Annotated in this window: 12 protein-coding genes; 4 read left to right on the forward strand and 8 right to left on the reverse strand. The window is 45.7% G+C overall.

Annotated elements, in window-relative coordinates; translation table 11 throughout:
* Positions 1-6: 6 nt before the first annotated feature.
* The 3 genes from BMZ72_RS28860 to BMZ72_RS28870 all read right to left on the reverse strand — a co-directional run bounded on the left by BMZ72_RS28860 (position 7) and on the right by BMZ72_RS28870 (position 9161).
* A complete protein-coding gene (locus BMZ72_RS28860) occupies positions 7-1650 on the reverse strand; it encodes a RagB/SusD family nutrient uptake outer membrane protein (RefSeq protein WP_089813836.1) in 1644 nt (547 codons plus the stop codon).
* 20 nt (positions 1651-1670) lie between these two features.
* A complete protein-coding gene (locus BMZ72_RS28865) occupies positions 1671-4868 on the reverse strand; it encodes a SusC/RagA family TonB-linked outer membrane protein (protein ID WP_089813628.1) in 3198 nt (1065 codons plus the stop codon).
* Between the two features lie 198 nt (positions 4869-5066).
* The gene (locus BMZ72_RS28870) at positions 5067-9161 is read right to left on the reverse strand and encodes a hybrid sensor histidine kinase/response regulator transcription factor (protein WP_255373317.1); all 4095 of its coding nucleotides are present in this window, start codon (positions 9159-9161) and stop codon (positions 5067-5069) included.
* Positions 9162-9364: 203 nt separating this feature from the next.
* Between BMZ72_RS28870 and BMZ72_RS28875 the strand changes: the two genes are divergently transcribed.
* The 4 genes from BMZ72_RS28875 to BMZ72_RS28890 all read left to right on the forward strand — a co-directional run bounded on the left by BMZ72_RS28875 (position 9365) and on the right by BMZ72_RS28890 (position 11789).
* On the forward strand, positions 9365-10201 hold the full coding sequence (locus tag BMZ72_RS28875; RefSeq protein WP_089813635.1) for a hypothetical protein: 837 nt from the start codon (positions 9365-9367) through the stop codon (positions 10199-10201).
* Between the two features lie 19 nt (positions 10202-10220).
* Entirely contained in the window at positions 10221-10763 is a 543-nt protein-coding gene (locus BMZ72_RS28880; protein ID WP_089813638.1) for an RNA polymerase sigma factor, read from the forward strand.
* The gene (locus tag BMZ72_RS28885) at positions 10760-11344 is read left to right on the forward strand and encodes a hypothetical protein (protein WP_089813641.1); all 585 of its coding nucleotides are present in this window, start codon (positions 10760-10762) and stop codon (positions 11342-11344) included. The genes BMZ72_RS28880 and BMZ72_RS28885 overlap by 4 nt, the downstream gene beginning before the upstream one ends.
* Before the next feature lie 64 nt (positions 11345-11408).
* The gene (locus BMZ72_RS28890; protein ID WP_143087810.1) at positions 11409-11789 is read left to right on the forward strand and encodes a hypothetical protein; all 381 of its coding nucleotides are present in this window, start codon (positions 11409-11411) and stop codon (positions 11787-11789) included.
* 64 nt (positions 11790-11853) lie between these two features.
* Here BMZ72_RS28890 and BMZ72_RS28895 read toward each other — a convergent pair whose 3' ends face one another.
* The 5 genes from BMZ72_RS28895 to BMZ72_RS28915 all read right to left on the reverse strand — a co-directional run bounded on the left by BMZ72_RS28895 (position 11854) and on the right by BMZ72_RS28915 (position 18647).
* On the reverse strand, positions 11854-14223 hold the full coding sequence (locus BMZ72_RS28895; RefSeq protein WP_218155291.1) for a TonB-dependent receptor: 2370 nt from the start codon (positions 14221-14223) through the stop codon (positions 11854-11856).
* A 272-nt stretch (positions 14224-14495) separates the two neighbouring features.
* Positions 14496-15338: an AraC family transcriptional regulator gene (locus BMZ72_RS28900; protein WP_089813647.1), complete on the reverse strand. Its 843-nt coding sequence runs from the start codon at positions 15336-15338 to the stop codon at positions 14496-14498.
* Between the two features lie 123 nt (positions 15339-15461).
* Positions 15462-16373: an alpha/beta fold hydrolase gene (locus BMZ72_RS28905; protein ID WP_089813649.1), complete on the reverse strand. Its 912-nt coding sequence runs from the start codon at positions 16371-16373 to the stop codon at positions 15462-15464.
* A 77-nt stretch (positions 16374-16450) separates the two neighbouring features.
* Positions 16451-17035, reverse strand: coding sequence for a TetR/AcrR family transcriptional regulator (locus tag BMZ72_RS28910; RefSeq protein ID WP_089813651.1), 585 nt, complete (start codon positions 17033-17035; stop codon positions 16451-16453).
* Between the two features lie 553 nt (positions 17036-17588).
* Entirely contained in the window at positions 17589-18647 is a 1059-nt protein-coding gene (locus BMZ72_RS28915) for an NAD(P)H-dependent flavin oxidoreductase (protein ID WP_089813653.1), read from the reverse strand.
* Between the last annotated feature and the right edge of the window lie 30 nt (positions 18648-18677).

Below are 18677 nucleotides of genomic sequence, written 5' to 3' on the forward strand. Positions count from 1 at the left end.
TTTTAATTAGAATTGATAAGGTACCGGGGGCTTCCTCAGATTAGGCGCAGCAGTCAGTTCAGCGGCAGGCAGCGGTAAAAGGAAATTGCTCTGTGTCACGGTATAGAATGCCGGCACATCAGAAGTGATCGTCCAGGAAGTGGCATTCGTAGCCGCATTCGCCGCAATACGATAAGTCCCTCTGTCCTGTGCATTGATCAATGCGATCGCTTTCGCCGGATCATAGTAATACAACCTTACAAGATCATACCAGGCCTGTCCTTCCATCGCTAACTCCAGTCTTCTTTCGATATAGATATCATCCCAGGTAAGCACTGTCTTTTCAGGTACACCCGCTCTTTTCCTGACCTTGTTGAAGTATAACAATGCCTGCGCATTGGTAGTAGAAGTGGATTTACCCAGCAATGCTTCTGCATAGATCAGGTATACATCTGCAAGCCGCAGCATATAGGTATTGATCTCAGTATGCTGTTGTGTCACTTTACCATCGTTATCTTCCGGACGACCCACCACATACTTCTTCACCCATGCCCTGGCATTATAACGTTCAGTACCCACATAGTTCCATGGTACCTGTAATTCCTGTACGATCTTCTTGCCCGGATTATTAGGATCATCTACTGACTGATGGATATAGGAATAATGATCACCGGGGAACATAAACGTTCCTTTACGACGTTTATCATCTATCCGGTATAATTTCAGCTGATCCAGTGAAGCACCTAGATCACCACCCCAGCCATCACCAAAACCTGTTATTTCAGAACCATAGGCAAGGAATGCCTGCACACTGTTCTGTGTACCCCAGTCGCCATCATACTTCCACTGTAAGGCAAACAGGCTCTCCGGATTATTGTTATTCTTCATCAGGAAGAGATCTTCATAATTATCCATCAGAGCGGCGCCACTGTTCATGATCACATCATTGGCATACCAGGCGGCGCTATCCAGGTCTATCTGATTCTTTGAACCGGAGATACCGGCGCGTGTCAGGTACATTTTCGCCAGCATACCTTCCGCCGCCCATTTGGTCAAACGGCCTTTCTGCATCGGTGCAGCGGGAAGATTTTCTGCGGCAAAACGGATATCACGGATGATAAATTCCCATACAGATGCTATTGTATTACGGCTGATAGAAGTATCTGTCAGCAATACTTTGTTATCTGCAATGATCGGCACTGCTCCCCAGTTCTGCACCAGGTAAGAATAAGCCACGCCTCTCATAAAACGGCCTTCTGCAATACCTGCCTGTTTCACATTCTCAGGTACTGTTGATGCCGTATAGGTCACCAGATTACTGATGATCTGATTGGCCTGTGCCACTACATTGAAGAAGGACGTCCAGGAACTGTATACTTCCGGTGTAACGTCTGTCGTCTGCATACGGATATTATCCACCTGGTAAGAACCAGACATTAGTACGCCCGCTCTTCCATCTCCGATACCATGAGAGGCTTTATCGTTGTAGGCAAACCATACAATGTTGTACAGTGGCGCCGTTCCTGCGAGGATCTGATCAGTGGTCTGATAGAAATTCACATCTACGATAGCGTCTTCCGGTGGTCTGTTCAGGAAGTCTTTACTACAGCCTGATGCAAAAAGCGTACAGGCAAGGGCGATCAGATATATATGATAATTTGTCTTTTTCATACTGTCAGTTTTAAAGGGCATTAAAAATCAACCGCTACACTTGCACTATACAGGCGGGTCAACGGATAGCGACCTGCATCCACACCGATCAGCTGACTGCTCAGCTGTACTTCCTTACCGAGATAAGAACCGACTTCAGGATCATATCCCTTGTATTTGGTGAAAGTGGCCAGGTTCTGCACACCTGCGATCAGGCGGATGTTTTTAACGACAGACTGTTGTCTCAGCAATGCATGCGGAATATTATATCCCAGCTGTACATTCTTGATGCGGATATAAGATCCGTCTTCTACATAGAGGTTTGTAAAACGGTTACCATTACCGTTTACATCTGTACCAACGATCCTGGGTACATTGGCGCCGGGATTCTCTAAAATGGTCTTTCCACCTACATCACCGACGCGTGCATAATTGAATGATTCCTGTAACAAGTTCCGGCCGAGATTGATATTGTTGGGATTCGTATTCTCAAAACGGAGATAATTGAAGATGTCATTACCCTGTGCACCTGTCACCAGTACACTCAGGTCAAATCCTTTCCAGGAGAAAGTATTGGTCAAACCAAAGGTCAGCTTCGGCCATGGATTTCCGATAAATGTCTGATCGCGTGAATCGATGATATTATCACCATTCAGGTCTTTATATTTGATATCGCCAACCCATACACCACCATCTTTTGCAACAGGTAAACGGGTACCGTCAGCTTGTGCGGGAATGGCGCTGCTGTTGATCTCATCGACAGACTGGAACAATCCTTCTGCGACATAACCATAGAACTGCCACGGCGCATCACCGATCACAGAACGGGAAGTAAAGTTATTCATGAACCAGGCAGACCTTGACAGGAAAGCAGCATCAGAATAGAACTTCGTGATCTTTGTTTTGAAAGAAGAGATATTAAAATTGGTTTTCCAGCTGAAACCCTGTCTGTTATCTATATTCACCGTATTCAGTGTAATACCAAAACCTTTGTTCTGCATCGCTCCGATGTTTACGATCGGTGCATTGATCGCACCTTCGCCCTGTGTACCCATATAGGCAGGCAGCGGATTTGGCATCAGCAGGTTATCTGTCTTCTTGATATAGAAATCTCCTTCCAGTTGTATCCGGTCTTTTAACACGCTCATGTTAAAACCGATGTTCTTTGTTTCGGTAGATTCCCATTTGAGTCCGGAGTTACCATACTGTCCGGTACGGAAACCTGCACCCCATGGCGTAGTCACAGATGTCAGGGAGGAGAACTGTGCCCCACCGCTACCATTGTTACCGGTCGTACCATATTCCGCACGGATCTTCAGTTCGTTGATAAAGGGTAATGATTTCATGAACTCTTCTCCTGTCAGCCGCCATGCTACCGATACAGAAGGGAAATAACCCCATCTGTCATCTGCACCAAAATTGGACGAACCATCTGCCCTACCAGCCAGTTGAACGATATACTTGTTATCGTAGGTGTAGTTCACACGACCGAGATAAGACTCCAGTGCACCCGATCCTTTGTAGCTACCGGTTGTCTGTCCTAATGCATTACCCAGGTTGAGAGAAGGAATGCTGTTGCTGGCGAATCCTACACGTTGTGCAGAGAAACCCTGGTAGTTCCAGGCCTGCGCTTCATGGCTGACCATCACACTGAAACTATGCTTACCGATATCCCTGGAGTATTGTAACAACTCGTTCAGGTTCCAGTAGAAGTTCTTACCGTTGGAAACGGCGAGTGATGCTTTTTCATTGACGTTATAGCCTAACTGATAGGTAGGAATAAACTTACTGCCATCAGTGTATTCAAAGTTCCCATTGAAGCTGGTACGGAAGGTCAGTCCCCTGATGATCGATATCTCGGCAGTAGCACCTCCCAGGCCGCCGGTACGTTTATAATCATTGCTTACGAGACTGGCGATCGCAACCGGATTTAGCGGGGCATATTTTGCGTTGGATCCATATTCATTCTCCGTAGCGCCCCCCCAGCTGCCGTCGGCATTTTTCACCGGAATATTAGGCGCCAGGTTGATGGCATTTCTGATCACGTCTTCACTGGTAGAAGCCAGCTTTTCCTTTGTCTGATAGAAATTCAGGGAAGTACTCAGTTTAAGCCATTTGAAGGCCTGGTTATCCAGGTTAAGACGGAAGGAATAACGGTTGAAATCGGAACCGATGGCCACCCCTTCCTGGTCAAAATACTCACCTGACATATAATAGGTCGTATTGCTGGCGCCACCGCTGATATTCACCTGGTGCTTCTGTAATGACGCGGTACGGAACAGGCCATCCTGCCAGTTCGTTCCCTTACCTAATACACTGGGATTCTGAAATTCCGGCGTAGGCGTACGGTTCAGCAACTGGGCGATTTCATTGTTCATGATGGCGAACTGCTGCAAGGTCATAGTGTTTACTGCTTCCGGTTTGTCCTGCAGCGAATAGAGGTAGTTATAAGACAGTTTCATCTGTCCGGACTTCCCTCTCTTCGTAGTCACCAGGATCACCCCGTTGGTCGCCCTGGAACCATATACAGCGGTTGCAGAAGGGCCCTGCAGGATCTCTAATGACTCGATGTCAGAGGGGTTGATCCCTGCCAGCGGATTGACAGAACTGGTAGCCCCATAAGAAACAGTGGCTGGTTGCATCTGCACCCCATCGATGACATACAGCGGTTCATTGGTACCGCTGAGGGTATTGACGCCGCGGATGTTCACGGAAATACCACCCCCCGGTTGCCCGGAGTTCTGTGTAACATACACACCGGCGGCACGGCCCTGTATGGCCTGGTCGATGGTGGTATTGATGGTACGGTTGACTTCTGTGGAGGTAATGGAGACCTGCGCACTGCTCTGGTCTGTTTTCTTCATTTTACCATACCCTACCACTACCACGTCATTCAGTTTCCGGTAATCTTCCTGCATCACTATATTAATAGTGGTGGAAGTACCTACCTTGAATTCCCGGGTGATGAAGCCCATAGAGGCAATGTTAATGACCTCACCCTGATTAGCAGGAATGCTGAAATTCCCTGCTCCGTCAGTAGTGGTCATTTTTTTTGTCCCTTTAATAGTAATTGAAGCCCCCGGAACAGGCGTGCCTGTTTCTCCGGCGGTAACGCTGCCGGAGATCTTTCGTCCCGGGTCAGACTGGGTTTGTGCTTGCGCAGGCATAGTGACAGCCCAAAAGAAAATCATTACCCATACCGTCAGGTACGATTTTCCAGTAATACTGGCTCGTTTCATAGCGTGGAAGAATTAAGTTTTTAGATTAATGCGCGATTCGTTTGATTTTGGTCATCATTGCTCATATCGTGTTCCCCTTGTATGATAAAAGTATCATCCCTCCCTGAGAAAGAGGGCTGTCGAATGTTTATTAAATAGGATAAAATGTTGCAGGAGGGGTATCAAATGTTGCTTTACCGGCATCATTTATTGCAATAGCTACTTGCGGGCCGCAGTTGCATAGGCAGAGGGCAGCATATTATAAGCCATTTTGAAGTACTTGGCGAAGTATTTCGGGTTATTAAAACCTACCTCATAAGCGACCTCGGTAACGTTCATTTCGGTCTTGGATAATAACTGTGCAGCCCTTTTAATACGGATCATGCGTATAAACTCTACCGGCGTCTGACCGGTCAGGTTGAAAATACGGCGGTAAAGGGAAACCCGGTTCATAAACAGCTCCCGGCTGAGTTCTTCTACAGAGAACCCGGCATTGGACAGATTCTGTTCTACTATTTCCAATACCCGGCGGAGGAACTTTTCATTAGGAGACACTTCATTTTCAGCACTTTGTAATTCCGGCAGTGTAACCTGGTGTTTCGCCGGCAATGGTCTGGCCAGCAGATTGCGTACCCGGGACAGCATGATCTCAAAATTGAAAGGTTTGACCAGGTAATCGGCTGCTCCGGCTTCCAGTCCGCGGAGCTGCTCCTGTTCTCCGGCTGCTGCCGTTACCAGGATGACAGGGATATGTTTGGTACGGGCATCGCTTTTGATCTTCCGGCAGAGGTCAATCCCGTTCATTCCTGACATATTCACGTCACTCATGACGAGGTCCGGATGCCCTGACAGGGTTTTCTGCCAACCGGAGAGACCGTCTGCTCCTTCTAAAATATGGTAACAGTCCTTCAGGTTCTCTTTCAGGTAAAAACGGAAGTCTTCATTGTCTTCTATCAGGAGGATGGTTTGCCGTTGGGCATCAGCCTCCATCAGCTCCTCTGACAATTCTTCCGGCTGCTCTTCCGCTAACAGGGCTTCGTTGGTCAATAATGACTCTTCTGTCTCTTCCTCCGGTTCATTGGCCACCTCGGGTTGCTCACAGGTCTCTAATGGCAATATTACCGTAAAACAGCTGCCTTTATTCACTTCACTCTCCACCGTAATGGTTCCATTATTCAGTTTGACAAATTCACGGGTAATGGCCAGTCCGATACCGCTCCCTCTGTTCATCAGTCCTCCCGGCATATCACTCTGGAAAAACTGCTCGAATACCTTTTCATGTCTCTCCACCGGAATACCAATACCGGTATCTCTTACTTTCATTTCCAGCCAGGTCTTCCCATCTTCGTCCTTATTACTGTTTACTTCCACATGTACGGCTCCACCACTGGGGGTGAACTTAAAGGCATTTGATAAGAGGTTGAACAGGATCCGCTCTATTTTATCATTGTCAAAATAGGTATAGATATGCGGGGTATTGCTTTTATAGGAGAATAGGATCTGTTTCCTTTCTGCCAGGTCCGCAAATGAAAAGGTCACTTCCCGGATAAACACCGCCATATCGCCCCAGGTCGGATTTAAACGCAGTTCCTGCATTTCCATTTTCCGGAAATCCATTAGCTGATTCACCAGTATCAACAGGCGTTTCGCATTCCGGTAGATCAGCTGGAATTTGCCTTTATCTTTTTGTTCACCGCTTTGCTGCATGATCTCTTCCAATGGTGACAGGATCAGGGAAACGGGTGTTCTGAACTCATGACTGAGATTCGTAAACAAACGGATCTTCATCATATCCATTTCATGCATACGTCTGGCTTCCTGTCTTTCCTGTTCCAGCGTAAAGCGCTTATGCGCCCTTCTGATCACACTGCGGCGAAGCAATAATAATATAGCAATTGTTAAGAGTACATAGATAACATAGGCCAGCGGCGTTTTCCAGAATGGAGGTTTCACAACGATCTTCAGCGATATACCTTCATCATTCCAGAAACCATCTTCATTGGCGGCTTTTACCTGTAAGGTGTAAGTACCGGGGCTGATATTGGTATAGGTAATACGGCGTGTGCTACCATCTGCTATTAACCAGTTATCATTGAACTGGTCCAGGCGATAGGCATATTTATTCTTTTCGGTATTGATAAAATTCAGTGCGGCAAATTCGACAGAGAAATCATTTTCATTGTGTTTAAGCACAATTTCTTTGGTGACGGATAAGGCTTCCGGCAACAGGACCCTGTCGTGCACTTTCGCATTGACTTCAATATTACGGTCGAATAAGCGGAGTCCGGTGAATACCACATCAGGACGCGTATTATTCCGTGGTAACGAAGAAGGATCAAACAGGTTAAATCCATCAGCGCCACCGAAGATCAGTTCGCCGGTACTGAGTTTAAAGGCAGCATTCACATTAAACGCCTTGCTTTGCAAACCGTCTTTATCATCGTAATTACGACAACTGATGCTGAGTCCTTCCGGACCATCTTTCACCGCAATCCGGCTAAGTCCGTTGGAAGTACTGACCCATAGATAACCTTCATTATCTTCCAGCATGGTGATAATGTTATTATCCGGCAAACCGTCCTTTACTGTAAATGACCTGAACTGCTGTACTTTTTCGTCAAAGACATTCAGACCGGCACGGGTACCTGCCCACATATGCCCTCTTTTGTCATAGAGCAGCGAACTGACATTGTCATTGCTCAACTGGTGTGTGGAACTGAGATAGTGTACAAAGACACCTTTAGAATTATCCAGTACGTCGATACCATAGGCGGTTGCGATCCACAGATTACCCCGGTTGTCTTCTGCGAATCCGGAAATATAATTGGAATGAACAGAAGCCGGCATATTCACATTGTTGTGATAAAAGATGCCATTACCGGGATCAAATCGGTCCAGTCCTCCGCCCAGGGTACCTACCCAGAAATTGTTCCGCTGGTCGCGGTAGATCTTCCAGACGGATTTATTCGCCAGACTATTCGGATCGTCATCCTCGTGACGGTAATGGTTAAAACGCCCGTTACTGTAGAAGTCCATTCCACCGAAATAGTATCCGATCCAGAGATCATTATAGTTATTCACATAAAGACTGACGATCACATCTTTGCTGATGCTGTTGTCGTTGGAGGGATCATGCTGGAAGCGTTTGAAGGTCTGGTTTAGGCGGTCGAAGTAAATCAGTCCGCCGCCATTGGTGCCGATCCAGATATTCCCTTTTTTATCTTCTTCGAAGCAGTTGACATCATTATAACTGAGGCTGTTATTATCCGCATGACTGTGTTTATACAAAGGGAATTTCACCATATTCTCTGTGAAATAGCTAAGCCCTCTTTTATAGGTCCCGCACCAGATGATACCGAAATTATCTTTGTAAAGAGCGTAGACGGCATTCTCTGCGATGGTCTTCAGATCGCCTTCTTTATTCACTAAAAAACGCGACTTAAAATTGTTATTTTTATCGATCAGGTTAATGCCTCCGTGATCGGTGCCGATCCAGATGACATGCTTATCATCCTCTACAATACTATTGACGATATCATTGTTCAAAGCCCCGGTTTTACTGGACAGCATTTTCACTGTACCATCCTTCCGGCTGAGATAAGCCACCCCAAAATCACTTCCCGGCATATACACCCACATGTCTTTTGCGGCGTCTATAAAGATGCGCAGGGCTAAGGGAGTTTTACCGATATATTTCCGGATGCTGGTATTCCGGTAGATGATCTTATTGCGGGCAATGTCCAGCTTTTCCACATCTCCATTCAGATAAAGGATCACCAGCTGATTTTCTCCTTCACGCTGGAGATCTGCTATAGCTGCACTGGCCCTGTCCGGCAGTAATATCTTAGTGGTACGTCCGGCACTATCTATCTTGTACAGGCCGGCGGCATTATAAGCGATCCACCAGTTGCGGCCTGTTTGCGCGACACTGGTGATACCGTATTCTGACAGGCCTTTTTTCTTCAGCCAGACGGTGGCATCAGAGAATTGTTCCGTCACCGGATTATAGAAATTATCCCCATTCCTTGTTCTGATAAAAAGCTGATTATCAGGCGCAGGATAGATACCGGTGATGTAGTCGTCGTTAATAGCGCCTGGGTCTGCACTATGCCGGAATGTTTTAAACGCATATCCGTCATAGCGGTTCAATCCGCTCATGGTACCAAACCACATAAATCCCCTGGCATCTTTATAAATGGAATTCACCTGGTTATTGGATAAACCGTTATTCACATCTAAAGAAGAGAACTGGTAGGATGGCTGTGCATAGGCATAGCTTACCAGCAATAATAGTGGAAGCAGCAATTTTTTCATTAACATGGAATACGACTCAGCGTGTTATACTAAAAATAAGCTTTTTGGATCATATATGGGAGGCTTTTTTGTGTGTTTATACGCCATTTCCAAAAGTCTGTTTTCGGCTTCAAAAAAAATTTCCCATCTTACCCAACCCTTTCCCCCTCTCCCAGGGTATTACCTATATCACTGAAACTAATTAATATTGATAAATGAGACGAATGAGACGCATACTCTTACCTATATTATTCGCTGTAACAGTCTCCTGTAGCACCGCAAAGCTGGCCGTACCCGACCAGTTCAGCAGCGTATCCACCCGTTATCCTGTAAAAGGTGCACAGGGCTGGATGATCAATCAGCACCTGAGCTTCGGGGATTACACTACCTCCAGGATCAAAAGGGGCTGGCATATCAAATCCAGCGTACGTTATAATAACATCTGGATCCCTGCTCCGGAAGTACTGGGAAATATATTCAGCGCGGAAGTGATGGAAGAGGGAAAGAATGAAAAAGCCAAGATCAGGTATACCCTGACCAATCCCCATAACAGCGCAGAGATCTTTGGGTCAGAGTTCTATAACAGCCATGATGTGGTATTGAACGCAGGTCGTATCCCTGTCATCGGAGGAGAATATTCTACCCTGCTTAATTCCAGTTATATCTATACCGCTGCCATCGTACCCAACGACACCAGCGGTACTGGACTATGGTCATTACTGATGGCCCGGGACTATGATATCAGCAAAGATACCTCACATCGTATTTTCGATGCGCCTTATGTGAAAGAGGAAGGTTATGCGACCAATGGCCGGGATACTGTTAAGATCAGAACGCTCAATCTCAATACCTTTATGAACAAGAACGGGAAAGTCTCCAATACCCTGCTGGGTGCCAGAATACTTTCCGGTTATGAACTGAGTACTACGGACGGCGTTGTCGGCATCATCGATTCAATGGATAAGGCGATCTGGCTGTACAATGACCAGGAAGAAAAGCTCAAGTTCATCCTCTCCGCCATGGGTACTGCTATCCTGTTGAAACAAATAGAAAAGCAATAATCAATATATCTGATCCACATTGCAGAGCCAGGAGCAGGACATATCACTCCTTATTGAAGGCTGCCTTGCCAATAACCGCAAGGCGCAGGAACAGCTGTACCGGCTGTTCTATAGCTTTGCTATGTCTATCGCTATGCGCTATGCAAGAAGTGAAGCAGATGCAGCGGATATTATGAGCCATGCATTTGTGAAGATCTTTAAAAGCATGCATACCTACGATGCCAGTAAAGGAACAATGTATGCATGGATTAAAAGGATTGTCGCCAATGAAGGCATAGATTATATTAAAAGCCAGAGCAAGTTCAACCCCACCGAACTGGAAGAAGCAATGGCGCCGTCTATCGATAACTCCGTTATCGCCAGACTGGAAGCAGAAGATATTATGGCTACCATTAAAAAACTACCACCCGCCACTCACGCGGTGTTTATACTATATGTCATGGAGGGGCATACCCACAAAGAAATAGCCGTCAAACTCAACATCAGTGAAGGCACCAGTAAATGGCACCTGAGCGAAGCAAGAAAAATCCTTAAACAAACATTACAGTTACAAACTGGATGAACCAAAAAGAAACATATGAGATCATCATCGCCCAAAAGCTGGAACAGCTGCCTGTTCCTGCTATGGAAGACGCTATCTGGAACCGGATAAGCGCACAGCTGGACATTGAAATGCCCCAGACCACACCACCTGATAATACCCCTCCTGATAACAGCGCATTGCTGAATATTGCCACACTTTTTGTACTGCTTACCGCACTCTCCTGTTACCTGTTTATTGAATTCTTCCATCAAACACCTGTACAGGTAACACCGCCGCCTGCAATCGCACCACAAACAATCACAAAAGACAGCGTATGGCATGAACTACCGCCGGCACTGATCCAACCACCGCCACCGGATAAACAAGCTGTTGAGAAGAAGACACCCACACAACCGGATACAGTAAATGCGTTTCATCCGGTTGTAATAACACCTGAGGTGGATAGTATTGCAACAGCGCCGCCTGAACAAATCATTACACCATCCGTTGTCCCTCCCACACCGCCACCACCAGATACTATACCTAAAAAGAAGGCCAGGGGTGTAAAGGGGATCAGAGATGAAGATTACAGGATAGCACCAAAATCAGGAGGCCACTAAGCCTCCAAAACGTGTTTCCTGACTTCAGAACTTTTACAGATTCGATACGTATTTTCGCGCGATCATGAAGTATCGCAACACCCTCCTCCTATTTTTGCTGTTAATGCCTGTATTGGCCTTCAGCCACGGTTACTGGCTCGATATCACCGGCACCGGCAAACCAGGTACTCCTGTTAAGATCAGCATCTACTTCGGAGAAATTGATAAATACGGCGTACGACAACGTGAGGCATTTACGGAAACGCCGGCAGCAGATGTATTCAGCGTGTCTATCGTCTATCCTGATAGTCAACAACAACCACTGCGTTTATCAAAGGTAATACAGAATTCTATCCCAACAGAAAAGGTCTTTACATTATCCGCCTGGACTGGTATGATAAGCAGGCAGGGACATTCAATGGGACCAGCTACTCCGCCACGCGATACCGCTGTAACTACTGTCTGAAAATAGATTAAAAACAAAAAAGCCACCGTACTCCGGTGGCTTTTTTAAAAGAAAGACAAAACGACTAAAATCTCAGTGCAAAACTACCCACGAAACGTGCCGGCGCCTGTGGCGTTAAACGCACAGACCAGGCTTTTTCACTTGTCAGGTTATCTACCTTCACACCTACTCTGAACTTACGTTGCTCATAGAAGATAGAAGCATCCAACATCATATAGGAAGGAATAGTGATCTTCACGGTCTGTGTGTTGGTCTGGAAGGAAGAACTACCTGCGTTACCACCAAATCCAAAACCTAAACCTTTTAACGGCCCTTTCGTCAGGTGATAACTTACCCAGAAGTTCACCATATCTTCCGGACCAGACAATGCTGGTCGCAGACCCAGTACAGTTGAATCGGATTTCAGGTATTTGCTGTCATTATGTGCATAACCTGCTACGATATTCAATCCTTCTACCGGGTTTGCGGTTAACTCCGCTTCCAGCCCCTGGCTGCGTTGTGTACCATCCTGGATAGAATAGTTCTGATCATTAGGATCTGTACGTAACACATCTTTGATCTTAATGTTATAGTAGCTAACCGTACCCACTAATTTATGCTGCCATACATCGGCTTTTACACCATATTCCAGCTGATTACCACGTTCTGGTTTGAATGGATTACCAGCAGCATCAGAACCAGCTCTGTTGAAGAAACCATTCATGTAGCTACCAAACACGGATAACCTGTCTTTTACTAATTCATATACCAGTCCCAGTTTAGGTGATAATGCTGTCTGGTTGTACTGGCCGGTTGTGATACCGCTACCAATGTTATACACACCCTCGTTACGATAATGATCTACACGCAGACTCAGCATCGCCATCAGATTATCCGTAACATTGAATACATCAGATGCGTAAGCCGCATAACTGTTGTCACCATTGTTCTCTCTGCGTGGCGTACCTGTTGGCAACAGAGAATCAATTTTATAACGACTTACGTTGTTCGTCCTGCCCAGGTTAACAAAATTAACGGTCGGACCGGTAACAGAGATCCTGTCAAATGAGTTTGAGTTATTATAGTAATCCAGGCCTACTACCAGGCGGTTACGGAATTGACCTATTTTAAAATCACCGATAAAGTTCTGCTGGATATCAGTGGCGATAAACGCTGTATAACCCACCATCACATTCGGACGTAAAGTAGAGTCGCCACGCACACCGTTCAGTGCAGTGATATAACCATCGATGGAAGATCTTGCACGGGAAACAATCGTCTGGGAAGTCCAATGCTCAGAGATCTTATAGTTCATCTGCGCGAAAATGTTCAGCATCTGTGTGGTGTAAGGCATATCATTGCCGAGGAACATCTTGTCATAAGGGAACTTCATATCAGCAATAGAGACATTTCTGGCAGTACGTGCATCAGGGTTGAAGCGTACAACAGAAGTACCTTTCGCCTGACCAAATTCTACGTCCAGTAACAAGGCAAGTCTGTCAGTAATCTGGTAGGAGAAACCAGGCGCCAGACTGATATTCTTCGTGAAGCCCATATCCTGGAAGCTCTTTTCAAAAGTAGTAGCGCCATTCAGACGGAACAACATTGTTTTCTCTTTATTCACAGGTGTGTTCACATCTACTGTCAGACGGTTATAGTTCCAGCTGCCGCCATAGTACGCCACTTCACCACCAAAACCATTGAATGGTTTCTTGGTAACCCTGTTATAAAGACCACCATAACTGCTGGAAACGTTGGTACCAAATAAAGTAGCAGAAGGACCTTTAATAGCCTCCACTCTTTCCAGATTCACCGGATCGATAGAAGAGAAGGCAGCACCCGCTACACCATTACGCGCATTTGGCTCTGTTTCAAATCCACGGGAACGGAAAGTAACCCTGCCCTGATTCGCCAGCATGGGAATACCAGCGCCAGGAACGTTCTTGGAAATACTCCCCAGGTCCAGTGCCATCTGTTCCTGTATCAATTCTTTTGGTACGATATTATAGACCTGCGGATTCTCCAGGTTTTTCAACGGCAGACGGCTCACATACACACTCTCCTTTTTAGAGAACTTATTCACCGTACCGAGTACCCTTACTTCCTGCAAAGCCTGGATGTTTTCTTTGGGTAACTGATAATCCAGTGTCGCTACTTCACCATTGACGATCTCCAGCTGGAAATCCTTCTCAGCAGCACCCAGCAACTGGATACGCAGGGTATATTTGCCAGGAGCGATATCCTGTAACTGATAACGGCCATCATTATCCGTCAGTGTACTTTTATTAAGCTGGATAAGGGAAACGGAGACAAGCTCCAACGGCTCTCCTGTTTTGGAAGTGATCCTTCCGGCGACACCTCCGCCATTTGTAGTATGCTCTCCCGATTGTCCAAGCGCTATTATTGGTAAACAGATCATTACCAACAGGACAATACGTCTGAATATTGATGACATGACAAAGATTTCCGCAAAGGTAACGGCAGTCGTAGCGGGAAGGTAATCGATTCGGGAATTTTTAAATATGAGAGAATATTGAATTCAGGTATTGTCTTTTATCAATTCTGTATCAGAAAATGATAATTTACCAGATAAAGCGGGCTAAAAACCGTTTATATAATAGCTGTCATTGTCGCAACCAGTGACTTTATATTTTTCCGGATTGGACTTGCCAGTAAATTTTGTACATCTAACATAGTTAATTTGTACATTTTTACCATAACCCTTTTTTAAGAAACTGCCAGGTTCTTACGATATTCTGATGGATTCATGCCCTTTTGCTTCTTAAAGAACTTGTTGAAATGGCTCTCATCAGCAAACCCCAGCTCATCTACTATTTCTGACAGGCGCATCGTGCTGTAACGAAGTCTGTTCTCAATGAGTTTAGTCTTATAGGAAGCAATGTAGTCCTGCATTGTCTTGCCGGTATGTTTCTTAAAATAACGGCCCAGATAAGCCAGTGAAATACCGAATTCATGACTCACATGTTCGGCTTTTATCAGCTGCGGATCATAGATGTTGGCTTGTATATACTGAATAATGTCCTGTGCCTTTTCTTCCTTATTATCTTCATAGACCTGCGGCAGGTTCTTTTCGATATTACGCGCGAGGACCACTACCAGGGTATTCACCAGTGAGAGGATCAGTTTATCCCAGCAGGAATCACGGTTGATCTGTGCACGGATAATGGCTTCTATCATGGCTTTGACCAATGGTTTGTCAGATTCATGCTGAAGAATGGAACCTGGTACCTGTTTGGCGTTGTATAACAGATATTCAAGCCGCTGGATATTGTCCTTGACAATACCGTTGGATTTCAGGTACACATCATTGAAGCGCAGGAAAAAGAACTCCGTGGTGGTATCTATCGCAAAATCATGCAAATCATTGGGTGTCAGGAGGAACATATCTCCCTGCTTATAGGCAAAACGATTGTCATTCACACAATGCCTGCCCTCTCCACCCAGCACATATACCAGTTCAAAAAAAGCCGTTTGTCTGGCTCCTTTCGGATATTCGTTCATCGTCTGTACGGAGATCGCGTATGGCTCGTACAATTGTTCTCTGATCATACCTTAAAGTTAACATAAATGACAGAATTGTACAAATCACAAAAAGGCGCCGGAATGATCCGACGCCTTTAGCTATGACACCCGATTAATGTACTACACGGTACAATATTGTATACTAAAAAACTATTTTACGTTCCTTGTCAGAAAATCATCGATAAGCGAAGTGATCACGGTACCATCTTCTTCCAGTGCAAAGTGACCGGTATCCAGTAAATGTAATTCTGCATCTGGTAGATCTTTCAGATAAGCTTTCGCACCACTCGCCGGGAAGATCTCATCATTAGCACCCCAGGTGATCAGGGTTGGCGGCTGATATTTGCGGAAGAATTCCTGCCATTCAGGATAACGTTTAGGATTGCTGCTGTAGGAGTAGAATAAAGCCACTTGTATATCCACGTTACCAGGACGGTCCAGTTTACTCTGATCGTGTACCCAGGTATCAGGACTGATCTTAGTCACGTCTCTTACTCCTGTCAGGTACTGCCATTTTGTAAAGTCCAGCTGTGAAGTTGCTTTCATGCCTTTGATATGCTCTTCATTCTGCGGATCAGCCCAGAAAGCTCTGATTGGGTCCCAGAAAGGAGATAAACCTTCTTCATATGCATTACCATTCTGCACCAGTAAAGCCTGTACTCTTTCAGGGTGTCTGGTCGCGATACGATAACCTACCGGAGCGCCGTAGTCCATTACATACAGACTATATTTTGTTAATCCTTTTGCGGTGATAAACTGATCTACGATATCTGCCAGGTGATCGAAAGTATATTCGAATTCAGTCACCAGTGGCATACTGCTATTACCAAAACCCGGATAGTCAGGAGCGATCAGGTGATACTTGCCGGACAATGCTGTAATCAGGTTACGGAACATGAAGGAAGAAGTCGGATAACCATGCAGCAGCAGAACGGTTGGATTATCCGGAGAACCTGCCTCACGATAGAAGATTTCCTGTCCTTCAATAGTCAGCGTTTTATATTCCACGTTGCTGATGTCTACGCCTTTTGTAACAGGCTGTGTAGTTGTTGCTTGTGCCATTTTGATAAGGTATTAAGTTGAATGTAATGTTGCTTATAATATTATGTACTATTCAGTACAATATTGGGTAAAAAAATTTAATCCAGTACCCGGAGACTCATTTCAAGCATCTCTCTCAGGTCTTCATGATCCGGGTTGCTTCTTCTGGTGATATTCACACCATTCCAGAGATTGATCAGGTATTTACCGATCACCTCGGGTCTTGCCTTGTTTGTGATTGCCTGCTCCTCCTGTGCTTTTCTGATCACAGCGGTGAAGATGTGCTCCGTTCTTGTCAGCAGCTGTGCTGCCACAAGTTTTGTATCCTTATCACCATCTGATAATTGCACCAGCGCATTGCCCAGATAACAACCTTTCATGATCTTCGCTGTTGGATCATCTGCCAGCGACATAAAGAAATCTCTGATGAACTGTACCTGGTCTTTACTTGCCGCCAGATCGCGGGATAACTGTTTGTCGTAAGTGTCGGAAAACTGCTTCAGGGACTTCTCGTACAACTCCTTTTTACCACCTTTGAAGGCCAGGTAAAAGCTCCCCTTTCCGATACCCATTGCAGCCAGTAATTCATCTGCAGACGCTGCCTCATATCCTTTCTTCCAGAATACGTCGACCGCCTTCTCCACTACCTCTTTCTCATCAAATATTTTTGGTCTGCCTGCCATGTTTCCTATTGTTTACGATGTGAAGGTACAAATTTGTACTATACAGTACAAAATATCTTTTGCTTTTTTCTTTGAAGGATTTTTCTTACTTATTATACAAATGGAAGAGATGTTGCATTGTCACTAAAATGAGGCATCAGGCGCCCATAATCATCCCCCTGGGGGCAAATCAGCACCGGCCTGACGTAAAACATAACCGTCCAAAAAAGACGCTGATACGGAGATACTTCATGAGCTCAGGTATAGATGCGTCGTATATGCGTCGTGTATGCGTCGTGTCAAGACTATATTTTGGTATTATAGGGGGCATTCAGGACAAACCCAATAGTAGACGAAGTGTAGCACCACTTCGCACGAGATCCAGATCAAGTCCACGTCATGTCCACATCAAGTCCACCTCAACAACAGCCACAAACCTGACACAACTCACTGTTAGAGAATGCATAAGCCATAAGCAATGCCTAAATCATCCATATCTGTAGCAATAGCTTGTATATGGATGATCCAGGCATCATCTATGGCTTATAAATGCAATATTGCGCTGATTAAAACCTCATATTCCTTCTGTCTGGGCAACCAGCTGCAGGAAAATATCCGCTGAAGACCTGTTCTCAGTTCCCGCTGACGCCTGACCTGCCCACATATTGGTGAACTCCTTCCGGTCAGCCTGCTGCGCTTTAGCCCTTAAACCGGCTGTTATGATGTTTTGGATAGGATAAGGTGGGATCGCCAATCCGGAGGCCTCTATTGCGTCCATAAACTGATTTCTGATACCTCTGGCCCAACGACCTGAGAAAGCCCGGGTCAGGGCGCTATCGGTCACCTGTGCTTTGGGGAGGGCCGTTTTATAGGAAGCAATGGCCAGACTCTCCAGACTGGCAATAAAAGCCGTTCCGATCTGTACCGCCTTTGCACCCAACTGGAATGCAGCCCTGATGGTACTACCTCCTTTGATCCCGCCTGCTGCAATAACAGGGATACGGACATGAGCCCCTACTTCCGGTACCAGCACGAATGTACCTACCATTGGTAAGGGTTCTTCATCCAGGAAACTCCCCCTGTGTCCACCGGCTTCAATACCCTGTGCTGCGACGGCGTCTGCACCTGCCTTTTCCACCAGCACCGCCTCCTGTACAGAAGTAGCGGTACCCACCAGCACAATACCTTTTTGCTTTAATGCGGTCATGCTTTCCGCATCAGGAATACCAAAGGTAAAACTGACTACCGGTATCGCTTCTTCTATCAGGATCTCTATCTGTTCTTTGTAACTATAAAACCTTAATGCATCCAGTGACAAACGCTCAAAGACCAGCTGGTTCTCCTTTGAAAATGTTTCCAGGAAATCCTGCATTGCTTCTGCATCTGCACGATTGTAATCAGGTACGCCGTTCGTAAAGAGATTAACAGCAAACGGCTTATTTGTCAGTGATTTTGTTTTGCGGATAAGTTCCCTTGTTCTTTCGGGAGACAAGCCTCCTACGGGTAGAGAACCGAGGCCGCCTTTTTCTGAAACGGCTGCCACCATCTCCGGAGTCGTAATGCCCAGCATCGGGGCCTGGATAATGGGGTAGTCAATATGTAGTAAGGTCGACAATTCATTTTTCCATTCCATGATTCGCTCTTTTAGACCTTACAAATTTAA

The organism is Chitinophaga sp. YR627 (assembly GCF_900114995.1).
Lineage (GTDB): Bacteria > Bacteroidota > Bacteroidia > Chitinophagales > Chitinophagaceae > Chitinophaga.